Genomic DNA, 21,595 nt, shown 5'->3' on the forward strand with positions numbered 1-21,595 from the left:
GCCTGCGCGCCGCGGCTGATGGCGGCACGAATCACCCCCGAGTAATTTGCCGGGCTAATAGTGCCATGCCCATTGCAAATTCCAAGAATGGGTCGTTTACCCTTTCGTTATCATTTGTAATCTCGTATTGTGACCTCCCGTGGGCAGGCACGCATTAGCCAGGAAGCGGCGGAAAGCGCCAGCTGCGCTGGCAGCAGCCATCGGCCCAGCCGCCGTACTCTTCGCGGTGGCAGGGGCTCTGGGCGCAGATGTCAATCCAGCCTCGGTCCGTAACGTTGCGAAACCGGCCGTTCCGGAAACGTCCGCGTGTTGCATCGAAATTGCGGCGGCCGAGGCCGGGGCGCCACTCGACACCTCGCGGTGGCGCTTCAGCATCGAAGAGATGGCTCCGGCCGAGCGGCCGCGGGCGGACCGATCACGTGCCGACCTGGTGGGCGCCCGCGCCCTGCCCGCGAGCGTCGCGCCGGAACAGGGCCTGCAGGTCAGGACCATTTTGGTGGCCCGCGCCATCACCGCTCTGTTCCCCGAAATCCACCAGATGGGCGGCGTCCGCCCCGATGCACTCCGATGGCATCCCGAGGGCCTGGCCGTGGACGTGATGATTCCCAACCCCGGCTCCGACGAGGGCATCGAACTGGGCAACGCGATCGTGACCTACGTCCTGCAGAACGCCGACCGGTTCGGCATCCAGGACGCCATCTGGCGCGGCGTCTATTACACCCCCGGCGGGGGCGCCCAGGCCGGTGGATACGGGCACTTCGACCACGTCCACGTCACCACCACCGGCGGCGGATACCCCTCCGGAGACGAGACCTACGTCCGCTGACCGGCAGCAGATACGCTCACACGCGTGCTGCTCTCCGATCGTGATCTTCGGGCCGAAATCTCCGCCGGGCGGTTGCAAATCGACCCGTTCGACGATGCCCTGGTGCAGCCGTCGAGCATCGACGTCCGCCTCGACTGCCTGTTTCGTGTCTTCAACAACACCCGCTACACCCACATTGACCCCGCCAAGCAGCAGGACGAGCTGACCACGCTGGTCCAGCCCGAGGCTGGGGAACCTTTTGTGCTGCACCCGGGCGAGTTCGTGCTGGGATCGACCTTGGAGTTGGTCAGCCTGGCCGACGATCTGGCGGGACGACTGGAAGGCAAATCCTCGCTTGGCCGGCTGGGGCTGTTGACGCACTCGACCGCGGGTTTCATCGATCCCGGTTTCAGCGGACACATCACGCTGGAACTTTCCAACGTGGCCAATCTGCCGATCACGTTGTGGCCGGGGATGAAGATCGGCCAGCTGTGCATCCTGCGACTGACCAGCCCGTCAGAGCATCCGTACGGAAGTGCCGGCGTCGGTTCCAAGTACCAGGGTCAGCGTGGTCCGACGCCCTCGCGGTCCTATCAGAACTTCATACGTACTACATAGCTGCAACGGCGTTCCCGACTTCGTTAGTCGGACTACCATTTGATTCGGACCTTTGTCCTCCTTACTGCGGCAACACTTTTGGGAGGGTGGTGAGTGCGCGGATGGACGTCGTACTCGGAGTGTCGATGGCACCGTCGGCTGTCCGCATCGCGCTGGTCGAAGGCAAGGACGCCGACGGCGTCATCGTCGAGGAGGACAGCTTTCGGCTGACCGACCCGGCCACCATGCCCTCTGAGCAGGTGATCCGGGCGATCCTGGGCACCCGCGAAGGCGCGGACGATGCCGGCTTGCGCCTGTCCTCCATCGGCGTCAGCTGGACCGATCAGCTGCAGGCATCGGCGCTGCGCGACGCGTTGGCCGCCCGCAAGATCGAGAACGTCATGCTGGTCTCCGCGTTCATGGCGGCCGTCGCACTCGGACAGGCCGTGGGCAGCTCCGTCGGCTATGCGCGGACGGGTGTGCTGTTCATCGAGCCCGACACCGCGACACTGGCCGTGGTGAACACCGCGGACGCTTCGCTGCGCGACGTGCAGCGCCGGCCTCTGGCCGCCGACGACGACACGGCGGTATCCGAGCTGGTCGAGCTGGTTTCCGGGGCCGAGTCGATGCCGACCCGCCCAGACGGCATCTACGTCGTGGGCTCCGGAGTCGACGTACCTCTGATCAAACCGGCACTGGACGCCGCGACCTCGCTGACGGTCAATGTGCCCGAGGAACACGACATGGCGCTGGCGCGGGGTGCGGCGCTGGCATCAGGACATGCGCCGCTGTTCGCGGCGAGCACCGCTGCGCTGGCCTACGCGCAAGATGTCGACGGACCTGAGGAATTCAGCGAGACGGTCGTGCTGGACGCGGCCCCCGCTGACGTGGACCACGATCCGGCTCTGCGCCGCCCGGCGCTGCTGATCGGCAGCACCCTGGCAGTCGCGGCGACCGCCGCGGTGGTGGCGCTCGAGGTCGCGCTGGCGATCAACATCCGCCCCACCGTCGCGCTGCAACCCAGGCCCAGCGAGAACCACCTCGTCGTGCCCACCCAGCAGGCACCGGCGCCCACCGTCGTGGCCGCGCCGCAACCCAGGATCGAGGTGCCGGCGGCACCGCCGCGCGTGAGTGTCCCGCAGCTTCCGGCGCGGGCACCGCAGGCTCCGGCCGCACCCGCCCTGCCGGCGCCCGTTGCGCCGGTGATCGAGACGCCGATTGTGCAACCCCCGCGGCTGCCCGACGCGGTGCTCGTCCCACCGCTGCTGCCGGTCGTGCGGCCGCCCGTGCAGGGACCCGAGACGCTGGTGCGACCGCCGGTCGTGCAGTTCCCGGTGCAGGTTCCACGCCAGCAGCCGCAGGTACCTCGAGCGCCGGTATCGCCACCGCGGGTGGAAAATCCGCGGGTGGAGAACCCGCGCGTGGAAAACCCGCGGGTGGAAAACCCGCGGGTGGAAAACCCGTTGCCGCGGGGCCCGATCGCGCGACCGCCCGGGCGTGGTCCGTCGCCCAATCCGGGTAGGGGTCCCTTCGGTGGGGGAGGGCCTGGTCGCGGCGGCATCCCCGGCATCCCCGGCATTCCAGGTATCCCCGGCATCCCTGGCGCCGGCGGTCACGGCCCCTCGAGCGGGGACGCACCAGGAGGACGTGGTCCGTTCGGCGGCGGCGGACCGGGCGCCCATGGTCCCTTCGGCGGCGGCGGCGGTCACGGACCGTTCGGCGGTGGCGGCGGCTCCGGTGGGGGTGGTGGACGCGGGCGCAGGTGATCCCCCGCACATCCACCCCAACGCCGCTGGTCAGAGCGGTCTGCAGCCGTGACACAGCAAACTCAAATGGATAAGCCGCGCCCGCCGCGGGTACCGTTGTTAACACAGGTTGGGGAATCTGTTCAGTCGATTGGGGGACTATGGACACCGTTCTGGGTGTGTCGATGGCGCCAACGGCCGTGCGGATGGTGCTCGTTGAGGGCGAGAACGGCGACGGCGCATTAGTCGACGAGGAGAAATTCGACGTCGCGGGTGACCCGGCCGCGGCCACGCCGGACGCAGCCGAGCAGGTGATCTCGGCGATCCTGGGGACCCGCGAGGGCGCCGCCGAGGGTGGCTACCAGCTGGCGTCCACCGGAGTGACCTGGCGGGACCCCGACCAGGCGGCCGCGCTACGCGACGCGCTGGCCAACCGCAAGATCGAGAACGTCATGCTGGTCTCGGCGTTCATGGCGGCTGCCGCGCTGGCGCATTCGGTCGGTAATGAAACCAACTACGCGCAGACCGCGTTGCTGTTCATCGAACCCGACACCGCGACCTTGGCTGTGGTGGACAGCGCCGACGGATCCATCGCCGACGTGCATCGTCACCCGCTGCCCGATGACGACGACGCCGCCGTGGCCAGCCTGGCCGAGTTGGTGTCGAATGCCGAGTCCCTGGAGACGCGCCCGGACGCCGTCTTCGTCGTCGGCTCCGGGGTCGACATCCCGCTGATCAAGTCGACGCTGGAGGCGGCCACCACGCTGCCGGTGACCGCCCCGGAGGAGCCGGAGACCGCGCTTGCCTGGGGCGCGGCGCTGGCGTCGGCGAATACGCCGCTGCTCTCCGCGACCACCGCGGCACAGGCCTACGCACAGGATCCGGGTACGGGCGCGCAGACGCCGCTCGCGATCGACCCCGTCCACTTCGAGCCGTTCAGCACCGGCCGGGCCTACAGTGCGGTCCAGGACGAGCCGGACGAGCAGGACGAGCAGGACGACCGCAAGCCCTTCGCGCTGCTCGGCAGCATCCTGGCCTCGATCTTCGTCATCGGAGTGGCTTCGCTCGTCGTCTCGCTGGCCGTCACGATCCGCGACACCGCTGACACGCGGCCCCAGCCCGGCCAGGCCGCCGTCGCGCCCAACACGCCGGCCCCGCAGGCACCCGCTCCCACGCCGCAGGCCCCGGCTCCGGCCCCGCAGCAGGCCCCCGTACCCGAGCAGGCCCCCGCCCCGCAGGTTCCCGAGCAGGCACCCGCGCCGGCACCGCAGGTTCCCCAGCAAGCTCCCGTGCAGGTACCGCAGGTCCCCGTGCAGGTACCCCAGGCTCCGGCGCCGCGGGCTGAGGCTCCCGCGCCGGCCCCGGCTCCCGCCGCGCCGGTGCCGAATGTCCCCGTCCCGGTGATCGTGCCGGTACCGGTACTGCCGCCGATCCTGACTCCCCAGTCGCCCGGTCGCGGCGGTGGCGGCGGCAAGCCGCCCGGCATCGGCAAAAGCCCCGGTGGCAAAGGCCCTGGCGGTGGCGGCGGTCGGGGTGGTGGCAAAGGTCCCGGCGGCGGTGGACGCGGCGGGATCAACATCCCGCTGATCCCCGGCATCTGAGTTGCCGAGTAGCTGTCACCTGCTGTTCAGTGTCACGACGGCGTTCGCTCATCGCGGCCACCTACACACGGTGGTATGCGATGCACCGTATTCGGGACCGGCTATTTGGGCGCCACCCATGCCGTAGGGATGGCGGAGCTGGGACATGAGGTCGTCGGGGTCGATATAGACCCGGGCAAGGTGGCCAAGCTCGCCGGCGGTGACATCCCGTTCTATGAGCCCGGTCTGCGAAAGTTGTTGACTGCCAACCTCGCTACGGGTCGGCTGCGGTTCACCACCGACTACGACATGGCGGCAGAGTTCGCCGACGTGCACTTTCTGGGCGTCGGAACTCCGCAGAAGAAAGGTGAATACGGCGCCGACCTGCGTCACGTGCATGCCGTCATCGACGCGCTGGTACCCCGCCTGACCAGGTCAGCGGTGCTGGTAGGCAAGTCGACCGTGCCGGTCGGCACCGCCGCTGAGTTGAGCCAACGCGCCGCCGCCCTGGCGCCCGACGGGGTCGACGTCGAGGTCGCGTGGAACCCGGAATTCCTGCGCGAGGGCTACGCGGTGCACGACACGCTCAGCCCGGACCGCATTGTGCTTGGCGTGCAGGATGATTCGGTCCGTGCGGAGGCCGCCGCACGCGAACTCTACGGTCCGCTGCTGGACGCGGGCGTGCCGTTCATGGTCACCGACTTGCAGACCGCCGAGCTGGTCAAAGTCTCGGCGAATGCGTTTCTGGCCACCAAGATCTCGTTCATCAACGCGATCTCGGAAGTGTGCGAGGCGGCCGGCGCCGATGTCAGCGTGCTGGCCGACGCGCTCGGTTACGACCCGCGCATCGGACGCCAATGCCTCAACGCCGGTTTGGGTTTCGGCGGTGGCTGCCTGCCCAAGGACATCCGCGCATTTATGGCCCGCGCCGGCGAACTGGGCGCCGACCAGGCGCTGACCTTCCTGCGTGAGGTGGACAGCATCAACATGCGCCGCCGGACCCGCATGGTGGAACTGGCCACCGCGGCCTGCAGGGGCTCGCTGCTGGGCGCCAACATCGCGGTGCTGGGGGCGGCGTTCAAACCCGAATCCGACGACGTGCGTGACTCGCCCGCCCTCAACGTCGCCGGACAGTTGCAGCTCAACGGCGCCGCGGTCAACGTCTACGACCCCAAGGCGCTGGACAATGCCAATCGCCTCTTTCCCACCCTGAACTACGCGGTCTCGGTCGCTGAGGCCTGCGAGCGGGCCGACGCGGTGCTGGTGCTCACCGAATGGCGCGAGTTCGTCGACCTAGATCCCGCCGAGCTGGCCGACCGGGTCCGTGCCCGCGTCGTGGTCGACGGTCGCAACTGCCTGGATGTGGCGCGTTGGGAACGCGCCGGGTGGCGGGTGTTCCGGCTCGGCGCGCGGTGGCCGGGACGCTGAGCGTCAGGCGCTGACCGGCCGCGGCACGTTGCGCGGCGTGCCGTCGGCGCGCAGGAAACCGCCGGTGCGTTCCCGTCCGAGGATTTCGGTGGGCTGGCCGTCGCGGAATACCGCGCGGCCGGAAACCAGGACCGCTTCGACCGTGGCGTCGTTGCGGTTCACCATGCGCAAAAGTCCGCCGTAGGCTTCGACATCGGCTTCGTGGTAGGCATCCAGTGAGTCGTCGAGGCGCTCCGGGTCGATGACCACCAGGTCGGCCCAATCGCCCACCCGCAGGTGGCCGGCGTCCAGTCCGTACCAGTCGGCCAACTCGCCGGTGAGGCGGTGCACCGCCTGCTCCGCCGTCAGGAAGGGCCGGCCCTCCAGTTCGGCGTCCCGTACGTGCCGCAGCAGACGCAAACCACTGTTGTAGAAAGCCATGTTGCGCAGATGGGCGCCCGCGTCGGAGAAGCCGACCTGCAGGCCGTCCATCCGGGCCAGGCGGCGCAGCATCTTCGGCCGGTGGTTGGAAATCGTTGTGCGCCAACGGATTTTGGTACCGTGCTCGAGCACCAGGTCGAGGAATGCATCCACGGGGTGCAGACCACCCCGTTCCACACCGACCTGCCCGAACGACTTGCCGATCACCGAATCGTCGGGACAGGACACGATTTCGGCGTCGAAGAAGTCGCGGTGCCAGGCGCGCGGACCGAACTTGGTGTCGTAGTCCTTGCGGAACTGCCGGCGGTACTCCTCGTCGCGCAGCAGTTCGTTGCGCTCGAATTCGTCCTTGAGGTGCAGCGCCGCTGCACCCGCGCCGAACTCTTCGAACACCACCAGGTCGATCCCGTCGGCGTACACCTCGAACGGCACCGGCAGGTGCTGGAACCGGAAGTCGCCACCCAACCGGTTGACAACGGCCGCCAGAAAGCTGGTCAGCCAGACGCTGCCCGGCGCCGACTTCATGTCGGCGGCCGCCAGCAGGCTGGTCTTGAGGTGCGGTCGCCGAATCCCCAGCGACTGGAGGGCCTGCGACACGATGTTCTGCGGGTGGCTGATGTCCGGACCGGACTGCAGGGCGCGGCCCGCACTGCGCAGCAAATTCTTGAGCCGTCGCAACTCGCGGCCCTTGGCGTAGGTCGACGGCAGGGTGCGGGACCGGCAAGTGTCGCCGTCGATCTTGTCGAAAAGTAGTTGCTGCGAAGACATCCCGAGGAATCCGGCATCGATCGCCTCGGTCAGCATCTGCTCCATCCGGGCCTGCTCGGCCGCGGTGGGACGCACGTCGTCGCGCGTCGACCGGTCGAGTCCCATCACCGACGTCCGCATGTCGGAGTGTCCGATGAACGCGGACACGTTGGGGCCCAGCGGCAACGACTCCAGCGCGTCGATGTACTCCTGCGCGTTGTGCCATGACTTGTGCTCGCCGACGATGCGGACCACATGCTCGTGCGGAATCGCTTCCACCCGCCCGAACAGATCGGCCGCCTCGCCGGCGTCCACGTGCACAGTGGACAGCGAGCACGAACCCAGCACGATCGTGGTGACGCCGTGCCGAAGCGATTCGGACAGTGTGGGTGCCGCCAGCACCTCGGCGTCGTAGTGCGTGTGAATGTCGATGATGCCCGGCATCACCCATTTACCTTGGGCGTCAATGACGTTCGGGCAACCCTCGGTGTCCAGCGGCGTCGGGGACACCGCGGCCACCCGACCGTCCCGAATCCCGATGTCTCTGATCGCCGACGGTCCGCCGGTGCCGTCGAACCACCTGCCGTTGCAAACCACTGCGTCGAACGTCAATGCACTCACCTGCCTCGACTGGACAGCTTACCGAGCTTGTCTAACTGGTGTGCGTTCAGATGCGATGACTGGCGATCTCGGCCGTCAGGACCGGCGCGACCCAGCGGCGCAGGTACGCGCGGAGCACCTCGCCGGTGCGCGCCGGGCGGCCGGGGTCGATCATGAACGACTGCATGATCCGCAGCATGTATTCCGCGAGGTCGTCGAGATCGGCATCGCCGAGTCCGAGGTCGATCCAGTCCACATCCAGGCCCGCCAGGATCCCGTGGCCGAATTTGATCGCCATGTCCGACGTCACGCCCGTGGAGACTTTGGTGAAGTCGTGTACCAGCATCAACTGCACGTGCCGGTCGCCCGGCAACCACTCGAGGGTGAACGCCAGGCTTTCCACCAGGGCATCGACGGGATCGGTGATGCCGGCCAGGTGCTCGGCCAGTCGCTGCAGGAGTCTCATCCCCGAGCGGGTGGCTGCTGCCTCGACCAGGGTGTTGGTACCGGGAAAGTAGTTGTAGACCGTCTGACGCGAGACGCCCAGGGTGCGGGCCACATCGGCGATCCGCATGTCGCCACCACGCGCGTCGATGGCTGCGCTGGCGGCATCCAGGATGCGTTCGATCGCCTCTTCGTCGGTTGCGGGCTTGGCGCCGCCCCACCCATGGGTGCGCATGAGCTCAGACGTTACCCGTGCGGCAGCAGGGTGTTGCCGGTCGCCGCTTTCGCATCACTGCCGATCAGCGGGCCGGTCCTCCGGCAACCGGGCGGGCCCGCTGTAATCGGGCATCGGAGTGATCACCGTCGCGGCGGGTTCGGGGCGTGGTGGCAGACTGCCGGACCCGGTGCCCGCGCCCGGCGGCGCGGGATGCGGTGGCGGGGGCGGTGCCGGCCGCGGCGCGGTGGGCGGGCGCCGTTCCGACCGCAACGCCTGGGCTCGCCAATGCCAATACCCGGCCGCGTCGAACGGGAACGGAATCGGCGGAGGCTGCCATTCGATCCTCGGCAATTCGATCGGCAGCGACGCGGACGCGAGTTCGCCCCGACCGAGTTGAGCACCCAGCTCGGTGTCGATCACCGATCGGGCGGCAGCCATCGCCCGCTCTGCGGTCTCGTAGCGACCTATTTCAAATCCGCGGAATGTCACGATGAATGGGGGTGCCGGCACCATCAGGCCATTATCGGCCGTCGCGACGGGTAGCGTCACGGCGGTGGACCACGCGTCGGCATATCTCGCGGAAACTCGCGCGTTCGGTGAGCTTGTCCGCGCCGCTGATCCCACGGCGCCCGTGCCGAGCTGCCCGGGCTGGAACATCGAGCAACTTTTCCGCCATGTCGGCCGCGGCGACCGCTGGGCCGCCCAGATCGTCCGTGATCGGATGGACGAGTTTCTCGATTTCCGCAGCGTGGCAGACGGCAAGCCGCCGGCGGACCGCGACGCCGCCATCGAGTGGCTCAACGGCGGCGCGCAGCTGCTGCTGGACGCGCTAGACCGCACCGGGCCCGATACCCCCGTCTGGACGTTTCTCGGCCCGCGTCCGGCGAGCTGGTGGATCCGGCGCCGGCTACACGAAAACGTCGTGCACCGGGCGGACGCTGCACTCGCCGTCGGCGCCCAGTTCACCCTCGACGCTGCGGTGGCAGCCGACGGCATCGACGAGTTCCTGGAACGCATCGTCATCCAGGCCGGAAAGGACGGGGCGCCGCTGCCCCTCGAGGGCGGCGACACCCTGCATCTGCACGCCACCGATCCCGGGCTGGGCGAGGCCGGCGAGTGGACGGCCCGGCTCCACGGCGGTGGCGTCGCCTGGTCGCACGAGCACGGCAAAGGCACCGCGGCGCTGCGCGGGAGCGCCGCTGAGCTGCTGCTGGCGTTGACGCGGCGGGTCGTGCTCGCCGACACCGGCGTCGAGCGTTACGGCGACGACGCCGTATGGCGGCGTTGGCTCGACCGCACGCCTCTCTAGACTTGCAGGCCATGACCACTTCGGAGATCGCCACCGTGCTGGCGTGGCACGACGCCCTCAACTCCGCTGACATCGAGACGCTGCTCAGCTTGTCCAGCGAGGACATCGATTTCGGGGACGCGCACGGCGCCGCGCAGGGCCATCAGGCGCTGCGCGAATGGGCCGGATCGCTCACCAGCACAGCGGAATTGGGCCGCATGTATGTGCACGACGGGGTGGTGGTGGTCGAACAGACGATCAGTAGCCGCGAGGGCCCCGCGACCGTCGTGACCAATGCGTCGGCGTTCCGCGTGGTCCGCGACCACGTCACCTCGGTGTTCCGCCATGAAGACCTGGCATCGGCGTTGGCCGCGACCGAACTCACCGAGAGCGACCTGATCGACTGAGGCCGAGGCCGAAGGAGCCACACATGCGCGGGATCATCTTGGCCGGCGGTTCGGGCACCCGGCTGCATCCGATCACCGTCGGGATCAGCAAGCAGCTGCTGCCGGTCTACGACAAACCGATGGTCTACTACCCGCTGTCCACGCTGATGATGGCCGGCATCCGCGACATCCTGGTGATAACGACCCCGCACGACGCGGCCGGCTTCCGGCGGCTCCTCGGCGACGGTTCGCAATTCGGCATCAACCTGAGCTGGGTCACCCAGGACAGGCCGGACGGTCTGGCCCAGGCATTCGTCCTCGGCGCCGACCACATCGGCAATGACACAGTGGCATTGGTGTTGGGAGACAACATCTTCTACGGCCCTGGCCTGGGCACCAGCCTGAGCCGATTCCAAAACATCAGCGGCGGAGCGGTTTTCGCCTATTGGGTAGCCAACCCGTCGGCCTATGGCGTGGTGGAGTTCGACGCCGACGGCATGGCGGTGTCGCTGCAGGAGAAGCCCGAGACACCGAAATCCCATTACGCGGTGCCGGGTCTGTACTTCTACGACAACGACGTGGTCGAGATCGCCCGGGGCCTGAAGAAATCGGCGCGCGGCGAGTACGAGATCACCGAGGTCAACCAGATCTATCTGAGCCAGGGCCGGCTGTCGGTAGAGGTGATGGCCCGTGGGACGGCGTGGCTGGACACCGGGACATTCGATTCGCTGCTGGACGCATCGGACTTCGTCCGCACCCTGGAACGACGGCAGGGCCTCAAGGTGAGTGTGCCCGAAGAAGTCGCGTGGCGGCGGGGCTGGATCGACGACGAGCAGTTGGAACAGCGCGCCCGCGCGTTGGTGAAATCCGGATACGGCGGGTATCTGCTCGAGTTGCTGGAGCGCGACTGAATTTCGGGCACGTGTGCCGAGCCCAGCAAACCGCCGCCGGGAGATGACTGGTTGCCGCTGCTGGACGTGGGGTGGTTAAGCGCGTAACCTCGCCGCTCGGTGGGTTGTTTCGCTGGTGAGCGATTCCGGTGACGAGAGGATGAACATGAGTAGTGCCGTCGACCTTGATCCTGTGGTCCGCAACTCGGGGGTCATCCCGGTCTTCAACCCATCCACCGAAGAACAGATCGCTGAGGTCGTCGACTCCGACCAGGCGACCGTCGACAAGGCGGTAGCCCGGGCGCGGGAGACGTTCGAGTCGGGGGTCTGGCGCAAGGCGCCGGCATCGCACCGCGCGAATGTTCTGTTCCGCGCCGCACGCATCATCGAGGAGCGCACCGAAGAACTCGCCGCGCTCGAGGGTCAAGACAACGGCATGAACCTGACGGCTGCGCGTCACATCATCCCGGTGTCCGTCGACATGCTGAAGTACTACGCCGGCTGGGTCGGCAAGATCCACGGCGAGTCGGCAAACCTCGTCTCCGACGGCCTGCTGGGCACCTGGGAGACCTACCACACCTTCACCCAGCTCGAGCCGGTCGGCGTGGTCGGCCTGATAATCCCTTGGAACGGACCGTTTTTCGTCGCGATGCTGAAGGTTGCGCCTGCGCTCGCGGCGGGATGCAGCGCGGTACTCAAACCCGCCGAGGAGACACCGCTCACCGCGCTGAAGCTGGAAGAGATCTTCCGCGAAGCGGGGTTGCCCGACGGCGTTCTGAACGTCATCACCGGCTACGGCGAGACCACCGGTGCGGCGCTGACAGCGCACCCGGACGTCGACAAGATCTCGTTCACCGGGTCGACGGAGGTCGGACGGTTGATCGTGAAGGCGGCCGCCGGCAACCTCAAGCGCCTGACGCTCGAGTTGGGTGGCAAGTCGCCGCTGATCATGTTTGACGACGCCAACCTCGACAAGGCGATCCTGGGGGCCGGGATGGGGTTGCTCGCCGGGTCCGGCCAGAACTGTTCCTGCACCTCGCGCATGTACGTGCAGCGCGGCATCTACGACGAGGTGGTGGATCGTTTGGTTGCCTTCGCCCAGATGCTGCCGATGGGCGGCAGCGAGGACCCGGATTCGGTGCTCGGACCGTTGATCAGCGACAAGCAGCGCAAACGGGTGGAAGGCATCGTCAACGACGGCGTTGCCGCCGGCGCGCAGGTGGTCACCGGCGGGAAGCCGATGGACCGCAAGGGGTACTTCTACGAGGCGACGATCGTCACCAACACCACCCCGGACATGCGGCTCATCCGCGAGGAGATCTTCGGCCCGGTCGGATGTGTGATCCCGTTCGACGAGGAGGACGAGGTGATCGCCGCCGCGAACGACACGCACTACGGTCTTGCCGGATCCATCTGGACCGAGAACCTGTCCCGCGCTCACCGCATGGTGAATGAGCTACGCGCCGGCCAGATCTGGGTGAACTCCTCGCTGGCCGCCGACCCGTCGATGCCCATCAGCGGTCACAAGCAGTCGGGCTGGGGCGGCGAACGCGGCCGAAAGGGAATCGAGGCCTACTTCAACACCAAGGCCGTCTACATCGGCCTCTGATCAGTTGCCGCCTATTGCCGGTAGCTGACCAGGAAATTACCCAGGCGCTCGATGGCGGCCGCCAGATCGCGCGACCATGGCAAGGTCACGATGCGCAGGTGATCCGGTGCGGGCCAATTGAATCCGGTGCCCTGAGTGACCAGGATCTTCTCCTGCAGCAGCAGATCGAGGACGAGCTGTTCGTCGTCGTCGATGTCGTAGATCTCGGGGTCGAGCCGCGGAAACGCATACAGCGCACCCTCGGGCTTGGTGCAGGACACCCCGGGAATCTCGTTGAGCTTCTGCCACGCCACGTCGCGTTGCTCGAGCAGTCTGCCGCCGGGTAGCACCAGGTCCTCAATGCTCTGATGGCCACCGAGTGCCACCTGAATCGCATGCTGCGCAGGCACATTGGGGCACAGGCGCATATTGGCCAGCAGACTGATGCCTTCGATGAAACTGCTGGCGTGATCCTTGGGCCCGGTGATCGCCAGCCAGCCGGCCCGATATCCCGCCACCCGGTAGGCCTTCGACAAACCGTTGAACGTCAGACACAGCATGTCCGGGGCCAGCGTTGCGACGCTGATGTGCTTGGCGTCGTCGTAGAGGATCTTGTCGTAGATCTCGTCAGCGAGTAGCAGCAATTGATGCTTGCGCGCCAAAGCGACCATCTGCGCGAGGATTTCGCTGCTGTACACCGCCCCGGTCGGGTTGTTCGGATTGATCACGACCAGCGCCTTGGTGCGGTCGGTGATCTTCGATTCGATGTCGCCGATATCGGGCTGCCAATCCGCGGTCTCGTCACACAGGTAATGCACGGGGGTGCCGCCGGCCAGTGATGTCGACGCCGTCCACAACGGGTAGTCCGGTGCGGGGATCAACACCTCGTCGCCGTTGTCCAGCAGGGCCTGCAGCGTCATCGTAATCAACTCCGAGACGCCATTGCCCAGGTACACGTCGTCGACATCGAACTTCGGGAACCCCGGCACGAGTTCGTAGCGGGTGACCACTGCGCGACGGGCCGGCAGGATGCCCTTGGAGTCGGAATACCCCTGGGCGTAGGGCAAAGCCTGGATCATGTCGCGCATGATCACGTCCGGCGCCTCGAAGCCAAACGGTGCCGGATTGCCGATGTTGAGCTTGAGGATGCGGTGCCCTTCGGCTTCCAGCCGGGCGGCGTGGGCGTGCACCGGGCCGCGGATCTCGTACAGGACGTCCTGAAGTTTGGACGACTGCGCGAACGCCCGCTGCCGGTGATGGCCGTGGGTATGCGCGGGCACCTGGTGCGTAGTCACGTCCACCATGGTCCCATCGCTGTCCACTGATATTTGCTGTCGGGTGTCAAACCGTGATCAGCGCTTACCCGGCGGACGGGCACCCTTCGCCAGACCCAGGCCCTTGACCGGTGCGGCCGGTGTCGCGGGAGCTGCCGCCTCGCCGTTGGACGGCTCCGGCTTTGCTTCGGCCTTCGGAGCGGCGGCTTCGGGCTCCGGTTCGGCCTTCGCCGGGGCGGCGGGTTTGGCGGCTGCGGTCTTCTTCGCGCCCGGCCGCTTCGCTCCGGCCGCGATACCCAGGCCCTTGACGGGCACCTCGGGTTCGGGCGACTCGGCGGGCTCTTCAGCGGCAGAGGTCTCCTCGGCCTTGATCGGCTCGGCCTCTGCCGGCTTGCTGGCAGGCGCGGGGGACGCGGTCTTCTTGGCGCCGGGTCGCTTGGCGCCGGAGGCCATGCCCAGGCCCTTCACCGGCGTCGCAGGCTTGTCGGTGGTTGCCGGAGCTTCCGCGGCCGGAGCTGCGTCCGCCTTCGGTGCGGCGGCTTTCTTGGCCCCGGGCCGCTTGGCCCCGCCCGCCATGCCCAGGCCTTTGACGGGAGCGGCTGCCGCCGGCTTCTCCTCGGCGGCCGGGGCGGTTTTCTTGGCGCCGGGCTTCTTGGCGGCGCCGGCCATGCCGAGGCCTTTGACGGGAGCGGCTGCCGCCGGCTTCTCCTCGGCGGCCGGGGCGGTTTTCTTGGCGCCGGGCTTCTTGGCGGCGCCGGCCATGCCAAGGCCTTTGACCGGCGCGGCTGCCGCCGGCTTCTGCGCGGGCGCCTCGGCCGGCTCTTCGGCTTCATTGGCCTCAGCGGGCGCGGTCGGAGCGGCAGCCTCGGGCTCGGCCTTCGCAGCCTGCTCTTCGGCCAGTTTGGCGGCCGTGCCCTTCTCGGGCAGCTTCACCGCGTCGCGATCCAGTGACCCGAGCAGCACTTGGGCAACATCGAGCACCTCGACGCCGCTGCGGCCGGCCTCTTCCTGCCGGTCGTTGACACCGTCGGTGACCATCACCCGGCAGAACGGGCACGCGACGGCGATGGTCGAGGCGGGGGTGGCCAGTGCCTCGTCGACGCGTTCGTGGTTGATGCGCTTGCCGATGTGCTCTTCCATCCACATGCGCGCGCCGCCGGCACCGCAGCAGAAGCTGCGCTCGGCGTGCCGAGGCATCTCGGTGAGGTTGGCTCCCGCGGCTCCGATCAGCTCGCGCGGCGCCTCGTAAACCTTGTTGTGCCGGCCCAGGTAGCAGGGGTCGTGGTAGGTGATGTCCTGCGAGACGGCGTTCACCGGAACCAGCTTGTCGTCCCGCACCAGCCGGTTGAGCAGCTGCGTGTGGTGCAGCACCGAATAATTGCTGCCCAGCTGCCGGTACTCCTTGCCCAGGGTGTTGAAGCAGTGCGGGCAGGTGACGACGATCTTGCGGTCGACGGTCTCCACGCCCTCGAACACGCCGTCAAGGGTCTCGATGGCCTGTTGGGCCAGCTGCTGGAACAGGAACTCGTTGCCCGACCGGCGGGCAGAGTCGCCATTGCAGGTCTCCCCGGTGCCCAGCACCATGAACTTCACGCCGGCGATGGACAGCAGTTCGGCGACAGCCTTGGTGGTCTTCTTCGCCTTATCGTCGTACGCGCCCGCGCAGCCCACCCAGAACAGGTACTCGTAGCCGGCGAAACTTTCGACATCCTCGCCGTAAACCGGGACGTCGAAGTCGACCTCGTCGATCCAGGAGGTGCGGTCAGAAGCGTTCTGGCCCCACGGATTGCCCTTGTTCTCCAGGTTCTTGAACAGCACCGACAACTCGGACGGGAATTCCGACTCCATCATCACCTGGTAGCGGCGCATGTCGACGATGTGGTCGATGTGCTCGATGTCCACCGGACACTGCTCGACGCACGCGCCGCAGGTGACGCAGGACCACAACACATCCGGGTCGATGACGCCGCCCTGCTCAGCGGTGCCGACCAACGGACGGGTGGCTTGCTCGGGACCCGAACCCATGATGCGACCAAAGCCCGACTCGGGAACGTGATGCTCCTCGGCGTGCTTGTCGCCGCGCAGCTCCTCGCCGATTCCGCCTTCCGGCGTACTTTCGATCGGACTCGGCTTTTCGCCAAGGATGTAGGGCGCCTTGGCCATCCAGTGATCGCGGAGGTCCATGATGACGAGCTTGGGCGACAACGGCTTGGCGGTGTTCCAGGCCGGGCACTGCGACTGACAACGTCCACACTCGGTACAGGTGGCGAAGTCGAGCATGCCCTTCCAGGTGAAGTCCTCGATCTTGCCGCGGCCGAATTCGGCGTCGTCGGGCGGGTTTTCGAAGTCGATTGGCTTGCCGTCAAACTCGACAGGAAGCAACGGACCCAGCCCGTCGGGCAGTCGCTTGAACGTGACGTTGATCGGGGCCAGGAAGATGTGCAGGTGCTTGGAGTTGAGCACGATCACCAGGAACGACAGCATCACGCCGATGTGCAGCAGCAGTGCGACGGTCTCGATGATCTCGTTGGTGTGCGGGCTGAACGAACTCAGTGCTGAGCCCATCGCGTGGGAGAAGAACGCGCCGTGGCCGTACGGAAAATCGTTGCCCAGGACATTCACCGAAGCGCCGCGGAACAGGGCGTAGGTCCAGATGACGTTGAAGATCATGAACAGGATCAGCCATGCGCCACCGGTGTGGGATCCGTAGAAGCGCGAGTCGCGGCCGTATTCCTTGGGCTCGCTGCGCAATCGGATGATGGCGAAGGTGACGATGCCCGACAGCACGGCCAGCGCGAAGAAGTCCTGCAAAGCGCCCAGCGCGTCCCAACGCCCGATGATCGGGATGTAGAACGTGGGGTCGAAGAGCACCCCGTAGGCCTCGATGTACACCGTCAGCAGGATGAAGAAGCCCCACATGGTGAAGAAGTGGGCCACCCCGGGCACCGACCACTTGAGCAGCTTGCGCTGTCCGAACACCTCGGCGACCTGCGCCCAGATCCGGGCGCCGATGTCGTTGGTGCGCCCACTCGCCGGCTGGCCGGACATGACGAGTTTGTACAGCCACCAGACGCGCTTCAGCGCCAAGAAGATCACGACCGCGGTCATGCCCATGCCCAATACCAACCGGATGGTTTGCAGGGTCACCGAGGGTCACCTCAATTCGTCGTCACGCATGTCGGTGCGCGGTAATGCGCTTTGCTGCTTAACCAGCTCATAGTGACACCTTTGTGGCACCCGCCGCGAGAAAGGCAAACCTAAGTTTGCGCAGATCACCAGCCCAGTACAGGCGCGGTGTGATCAGGCAGACACCGTGGCCTCTCCCACACTGTTATCTGTCCGGCACCAGCATGGCCCGCAGCATCGAGAGCATCTCCGAGCGTGATCCGGCGCCGAGCCGACGGCGGATCCGGGCGACATGATGCTCGACCGTCTTCGCCGAGATGAACAGCTGGCCTCCGATGTCGCGGTAGGGCAGGCCCAGCAACAGCAACTCGGCAACCTCACGTTCGCGTTCGGACAAGGGCGAACCCGACGGTGGTTGACGTGGCGCCACCGTGCTGTCGGAGGCGTCCGGAAGATCTGTGTCGGCGGCAACGGTCTCGCCAAAACCCGTGTTCGTCTTCAGGTCTCGGGCCAATTGCAGCATCGCCCCGGAAACCCGCGCATCGGGAGTCTGCAGCGCGGCCTGACCGGTCAGCCGAGTCGCGTCGGAAGTCAACCCCACGTGCGACAGGGCCCGAGCTGCCGCGGTGACCTCGTCGGGATCGACCTGATCAGCGAGCACCCGCAGCCAGGTCCTACCGGCCGCGGACAGTGCCTGCGCCAGGGAGCTGTGGGGGGCCGCGGTGCTCAGCGCCTGTCCGTGCGGCGCAACCGCGCCGGGTGAGTTGGCCAGGATCGCGGCGTGCACACCGGCCCAGTGCAGCGAATTCGACCACAGCGCAGGGTTTCCCAACGAGCCGAGCAACGCGAAGGCTTGATCCAGGCTGTGTTGCAGTTGGTCGACGTGGCGCATCCGCGCCGCAGCCACCCACAACTCGCCCAGTGGAAGCAGGACGAACAGGTCGATGGAGTACTCGGCCAGCACTTCCATGGCCGTGTACCAGTGCTTCTGCAGCGCACCGGTGTCGCCGCTGCGACGTGCGATCGCCGTCTGCAGTGCGTGAGCCCACAACGCGTCACGCCGGTGCAGTTCGCCGCCGGTGGTCGCGGCCGCGACGTCCGCACCCGCCGCGGCCAGTTGTCCCTCCTGCATCTTGATCCAGCCGGACAACAGCAGGTGCCGACGCCGGAACTGGGCATCGCCAGCGGTGCGCACCGCACGCCCGATCACGCTGTGGGCGCGGACCGGGTCGCCGCCGTGTAACGCGGCCAACGTCACCAGTGCCGCCGGACTGTCAGGGAATGCCTCGCCGAGGGCCTGTTCGACGGCGATCGCCTGGCTCAGCTTTGCCATGGCGCTCGAATAGGGCTGATCGATGGACGACAGCAGCCCGTCGGCCAGACTGCGCGAAGCGCGTGCCGCCATGGTCGGGGGACCGGAGTCTTTGAGCCGCAAGGCGTCGTGGGCGGCCGCGAGTTCGCCCGTTCCGATGAACGCGACTGCGGCGGCAGCGCCCACCACCGCGTCCGGGTACGGTCCGAGCCACGCGAACAACTCCGCTGCCTGACCCGAGTTCCCGTTGTAGGTGGCGACGCTGGCAGCGATCCGTACCGCTGCTGCACGCTCGGCGGAATCGGACGAGCTCAGCAACTCGTCGGCCAGCGCAGCGGCGGCAGCACAGTCCCCGGCGCGGGCCAGCGCATCGGCCAGACGCGAGCTCAGCCCGGTGGCACCGGCACGGGCTGCGGCCCGGTACAACCGTGCGGTCTGCACAGCGTCGGCGCGGGAATTGCCGGCGTGCCGGGCAAGAATGGCGCCCAGCCGGTCGTCGGACAGTCCGTGTTCGGCCAGGCGCAGCGCGAGGTCCGGCGTCACCGTCGAGATCTCGAGTTGTGAACGCAGCAGCCCCGATTCGACCTCGCGGTGTTGCGCGTTGCCGACGATCCCCCCGACGACGTCGTGCACCAACTGGTGAAATGCCGGTGGGTGTGCCGGTTGGACCAACCCGCCGGACCACGCCCGGTCGACCAGTATCCGGGCGTCGGTAATCGAAATGCTCAGTGCCGCAGCGACATCGGCCGGGCCCAACTGTTGGCTCAGGGACAGGATCAGCAGGGTGTCCAAGGTGGGCGCATCAACGCGGCGCAACCGCTCGATGAGTGCCAGCCGTGCCGAGTGCGCCGGCTCCGCGCTGTCGGTCACCGCATGCAGCAGGAAGGGCAGACCGGCCGTGCAATTCAGCAGGGGCTCGTCGACCGGCAGCGGACCCAGCGAGATGCGCGGGCGATCCCGTTCGATCGTTGTCGTCAGCGAGCGCAATGCCGGCCGCTGTTCCTGAGCCTGCGTGGCTATGACGACGGTGCAGCGCCCGTCGGCTGCACATTCGGCGAGCATGAGCAATTCTTCGTCGGTGAGCAGGTGGGCGTCGTCGATGAGCAGCGCAACATCACGCTGTTCATCGCTGCGGGGCGGGCGGGTCAGCGTCGTCACGCCGGCGCGGCGCAGCGCGTCGCGGACGGTGGCCAACAGGGTGCTCTTGCCGGTGCCGATGCCGCCGCAGATCACGGCCAGCACCGGGGCCGAGGCGGGGTTGGTGAGCTCGTCGAGGACGACGCGCGCCGCCCGCGGGATGTCGGTGGGGGATGCGGTAATTTCCCTTACCCCCTTTTGAGTCCGGGTGGCTACCGGCGGCTTCCACACCGTAGCCCGTCCTAGCCCCGTAACCCCGCAGTTCCCCTAATGTCGTACCCCCTAATGATGCTTGAAGGGGGGCGGGTTTGGTACCGAACACCGGGGGCGGGTCGACCGATAACATCGTGCTAGCGCGGATTGGCGTGGGTAAGTGCGGCAAGGAGGTGCGTGGTGGCAAACTCGTTGCTCGATTTCGTCATCTCGCTGGTTCGTGATCCCGACGCCGCCGCGCGCTACGCAGCCGACCCCGCCCAGGCCATCGCGAACGCCCAACTTACCGGTGTGACCAGTCACGACGTCAACAATCTGATTCCGATGGTGTCGGATTCCCTGTCGATGGCCAGCCCGTCGGCCGCCGGATCGGGAGCCCAGGTTGCCGACCACGGCAATGTCTGGGCCAGTGGTGCGGCGACCGCGGCGTTCGATGCCTTCACACCGCACACCCCTGCTGGGCTCGTTCATGAGCACGCGCCGGTGAGCGGTGTCATCAGCGAGCCGACTCCGCACCTGCCGGGTGAACCGTCCGCGAGCCCACAGCCCGCGGCATTCGGCCAGCCTGAGCCCTCAGTGCTGTTCAGCGGTGGTGAGGCGGCGCACATTGCTCTTGACCACGGCGGATTCCCGGTGAGCGATCCAGGCATCTGGGATCACGCGATCATCCACCCGGATGCGCAACCGCACGGCGGCCAGCCCGACCACCACGACTTCGGTCTGCACGGCTGAGTCTGCGCTGTTTCCGGCGTTCACACCGTCAGCGATGGCGTCTTCCCAGTGTTTGACCTGCGTAAATGCTGTCATTAAGGGTTGTGGCTAGGGATCCTTCGAAATCCCCTAATCCCCTAACACGATGCCCCCGAGTATCCCGGTGGGTATTCCCCCTGCGGGGGGATCTGACCCCGATTTGATTAAGGCTCGAATTCCATACGGTTGATGACAGAGCGCCGGTCACTTCGGCGAATGACTTCACAGAGTTTCTATTGAAGGGAAACGGACAAATGACCTCGCTTGTCGACTACATCCTGAGCCTGTTCCGCAGCGAAGAGGCGGCGCGGTCCTTTGTCGCCGCCCCCGGACAAGCGATGACCAACGCCGGACTGATCGACGTGTCACCGGCGCAGCTGTCCTCCGCAGCCGCCGGCGCGGTTCCGGGCCTGAACCTTTCCTCAGACGACCCGGTCAGCGGGTTGCAACAGGCGATCGCCGACCAACATGGTTTCGCGCCGTCGAGCTTCGTTGCACAGGAGTCCGGCCCGGTCTTCAACGCGGCCGCGCCGCTGCTTAGCGATGCCGGGGCCGTCGTCGACAATGCCGCCTTCGTTGCCACCGATGCGGCAGCGGCGGTCGGCAACGCGGGAGTCGGATTGGCCGATGCGGTCGCAACGGATATCGGAGCAGGCATTGGTGCCGGGCTCGTCGGCCCGAATGTCGTTGCCCCGAACGTCGTCGGCGCGCCGGTGGGTGCTCCGGGGCTGGCGTTCGTCGAGCCGACGGGCGGTCTGGTCGCCGGAGTCGGCGGGGCCGCGCAGGCTGGTCTGGGTGTCGGGTTCGGCGTGCAAGCCGGAATCGGCGCCCAAGCAGGTGCCGGCCTGGGGCTCGGGACCGGTGTCGGGGTGGGCGGTCAGGCGGGGGTCGGGGTCGGCTTCGAGGTGCAGGCCGGGATCAACGCCCAGGCCGGCGTCGTCGGCGGTATCGGTGGTGGCGCTGGTCTGGGCCTCGGTGCCGGTGCCGGAGTCGGCGGCCAGGCAGGTATCGGTCTCGGTGGTGGCATCGGTGGCGGCTTAGGTGTTGG

At 67.3% G+C, this 21,595-nt stretch carries 17 protein-coding genes; 11 read left to right on the forward strand and 6 right to left on the reverse strand.

Annotation, left to right across the window (positions count from 1 at the left end):
• Positions 1–139: 139 nt before the first annotated feature.
• The 5 genes from AC5Y6Y_RS25400 (at position 140) to AC5Y6Y_RS25420 (ending at position 6,155) form a co-directional block, all read left to right on the forward strand.
• Positions 140–826, forward strand: coding sequence for a VldE C-terminal domain-containing protein (locus tag AC5Y6Y_RS25400; RefSeq protein ID WP_473140176.1), 687 nt, complete (start codon positions 140–142; stop codon positions 824–826).
• 24 nt (positions 827–850) lie between these two features.
• The gene (gene dcd, locus AC5Y6Y_RS25405; protein WP_463825475.1) at positions 851–1,423 is read left to right on the forward strand and encodes a dCTP deaminase; all 573 of its coding nucleotides are present in this window, start codon (positions 851–853) and stop codon (positions 1,421–1,423) included.
• Positions 1,424–1,524: 101 nt separating this feature from the next.
• Entirely contained in the window at positions 1,525–3,168 is a 1,644-nt protein-coding gene (locus AC5Y6Y_RS25410) for a DUF7159 family protein (protein WP_473140175.1), read from the forward strand.
• Between the two features lie 140 nt (positions 3,169–3,308).
• Positions 3,309–4,748: a DUF7159 family protein gene (locus AC5Y6Y_RS25415; protein WP_473140174.1), complete on the forward strand. Its 1,440-nt coding sequence runs from the start codon at positions 3,309–3,311 to the stop codon at positions 4,746–4,748.
• A 75-nt stretch (positions 4,749–4,823) separates the two neighbouring features.
• Positions 4,824–6,155, forward strand: a complete 1,332-nt coding sequence (locus AC5Y6Y_RS25420) for a UDP-glucose dehydrogenase family protein (protein ID WP_463825478.1) — start codon at positions 4,824–4,826, stop codon at positions 6,153–6,155.
• Positions 6,156–6,158: 3 nt separating this feature from the next.
• Here AC5Y6Y_RS25420 and AC5Y6Y_RS25425 read toward each other — a convergent pair whose 3' ends face one another.
• The 3 genes from AC5Y6Y_RS25425 to AC5Y6Y_RS25435 are packed head-to-tail and all read right to left on the reverse strand — an operon-like array spanning position 6,159 to position 9,096.
• Positions 6,159–7,934, reverse strand: coding sequence for an N-acyl-D-amino-acid deacylase family protein (locus AC5Y6Y_RS25425; protein ID WP_473140173.1), 1,776 nt, complete (start codon positions 7,932–7,934; stop codon positions 6,159–6,161).
• Positions 7,935–7,989: 55 nt separating this feature from the next.
• Positions 7,990–8,601 (reverse strand): TetR family transcriptional regulator, encoded by a 612-nt coding sequence (locus AC5Y6Y_RS25430; RefSeq protein WP_463825481.1) that lies wholly within the window; start codon positions 8,599–8,601, stop codon positions 7,990–7,992.
• Positions 8,602–8,655: 54 nt separating this feature from the next.
• Positions 8,656–9,096, reverse strand: coding sequence for a hypothetical protein (locus AC5Y6Y_RS25435; protein ID WP_463825482.1), 441 nt, complete (start codon positions 9,094–9,096; stop codon positions 8,656–8,658).
• Positions 9,097–9,136: 40 nt separating this feature from the next.
• Here AC5Y6Y_RS25435 and AC5Y6Y_RS25440 point away from each other — a divergent pair, with 40 nt between their 5' ends.
• From AC5Y6Y_RS25440 to AC5Y6Y_RS25455, 4 genes are all read left to right on the forward strand, one after another.
• Positions 9,137–9,892, forward strand: coding sequence for a maleylpyruvate isomerase family mycothiol-dependent enzyme (locus AC5Y6Y_RS25440; RefSeq protein ID WP_473140172.1), 756 nt, complete (start codon positions 9,137–9,139; stop codon positions 9,890–9,892).
• 11 nt (positions 9,893–9,903) lie between these two features.
• Positions 9,904–10,278 carry a nuclear transport factor 2 family protein gene (locus tag AC5Y6Y_RS25445; protein ID WP_463825484.1) on the forward strand — a complete coding sequence of 125 codons (375 nt, stop codon included), beginning with the start codon at positions 9,904–9,906 and terminating at the stop codon, positions 10,276–10,278.
• 23 nt (positions 10,279–10,301) lie between these two features.
• Positions 10,302–11,168 carry a glucose-1-phosphate thymidylyltransferase RfbA gene (rfbA, locus tag AC5Y6Y_RS25450; RefSeq protein WP_463825485.1) on the forward strand — a complete coding sequence of 289 codons (867 nt, stop codon included), beginning with the start codon at positions 10,302–10,304 and terminating at the stop codon, positions 11,166–11,168.
• Positions 11,169–11,313: 145 nt separating this feature from the next.
• Entirely contained in the window at positions 11,314–12,756 is a 1,443-nt protein-coding gene (locus tag AC5Y6Y_RS25455; protein WP_463825486.1) for an aldehyde dehydrogenase family protein, read from the forward strand.
• Between the two features lie 11 nt (positions 12,757–12,767).
• Here the strand turns inward: AC5Y6Y_RS25455 and AC5Y6Y_RS25460 are convergent, their stop codons facing one another.
• The 3 genes from AC5Y6Y_RS25460 to iniR form a co-directional block, all read right to left on the reverse strand.
• Positions 12,768–14,057 carry a pyridoxal phosphate-dependent aminotransferase gene (locus tag AC5Y6Y_RS25460; RefSeq protein ID WP_463825487.1) on the reverse strand — a complete coding sequence of 430 codons (1,290 nt, stop codon included), beginning with the start codon at positions 14,055–14,057 and terminating at the stop codon, positions 12,768–12,770.
• Positions 14,058–14,087: 30 nt separating this feature from the next.
• On the reverse strand, positions 14,088–17,156 hold the full coding sequence (locus tag AC5Y6Y_RS25465; protein ID WP_499919522.1) for a (Fe-S)-binding protein: 3,069 nt from the start codon (positions 17,154–17,156) through the stop codon (positions 14,088–14,090).
• A 184-nt stretch (positions 17,157–17,340) separates the two neighbouring features.
• Positions 17,341–19,767 (reverse strand): isoniazid response ATPase/transcriptional regulator IniR, encoded by a 2,427-nt coding sequence (iniR, locus tag AC5Y6Y_RS25470; RefSeq protein WP_473140380.1) that lies wholly within the window; start codon positions 19,765–19,767, stop codon positions 17,341–17,343.
• Between the two features lie 210 nt (positions 19,768–19,977).
• Here iniR and AC5Y6Y_RS25475 point away from each other — a divergent pair, with 210 nt between their 5' ends.
• Together AC5Y6Y_RS25475 and AC5Y6Y_RS25480 are read left to right on the forward strand one after the other, a co-directional pair.
• The gene (locus AC5Y6Y_RS25475) at positions 19,978–20,529 is read left to right on the forward strand and encodes an Rv0340 family IniB-related protein (protein ID WP_473140378.1); all 552 of its coding nucleotides are present in this window, start codon (positions 19,978–19,980) and stop codon (positions 20,527–20,529) included.
• Positions 20,530–20,801: 272 nt separating this feature from the next.
• Positions 20,802–21,595: IniB N-terminal domain-containing protein (locus AC5Y6Y_RS25480; RefSeq protein ID WP_499930795.1), on the forward strand; the 794-nt coding region annotated here is incomplete at its 3' end.

This window comes from Mycobacterium sp. NGS24 (assembly GCF_059813065.1).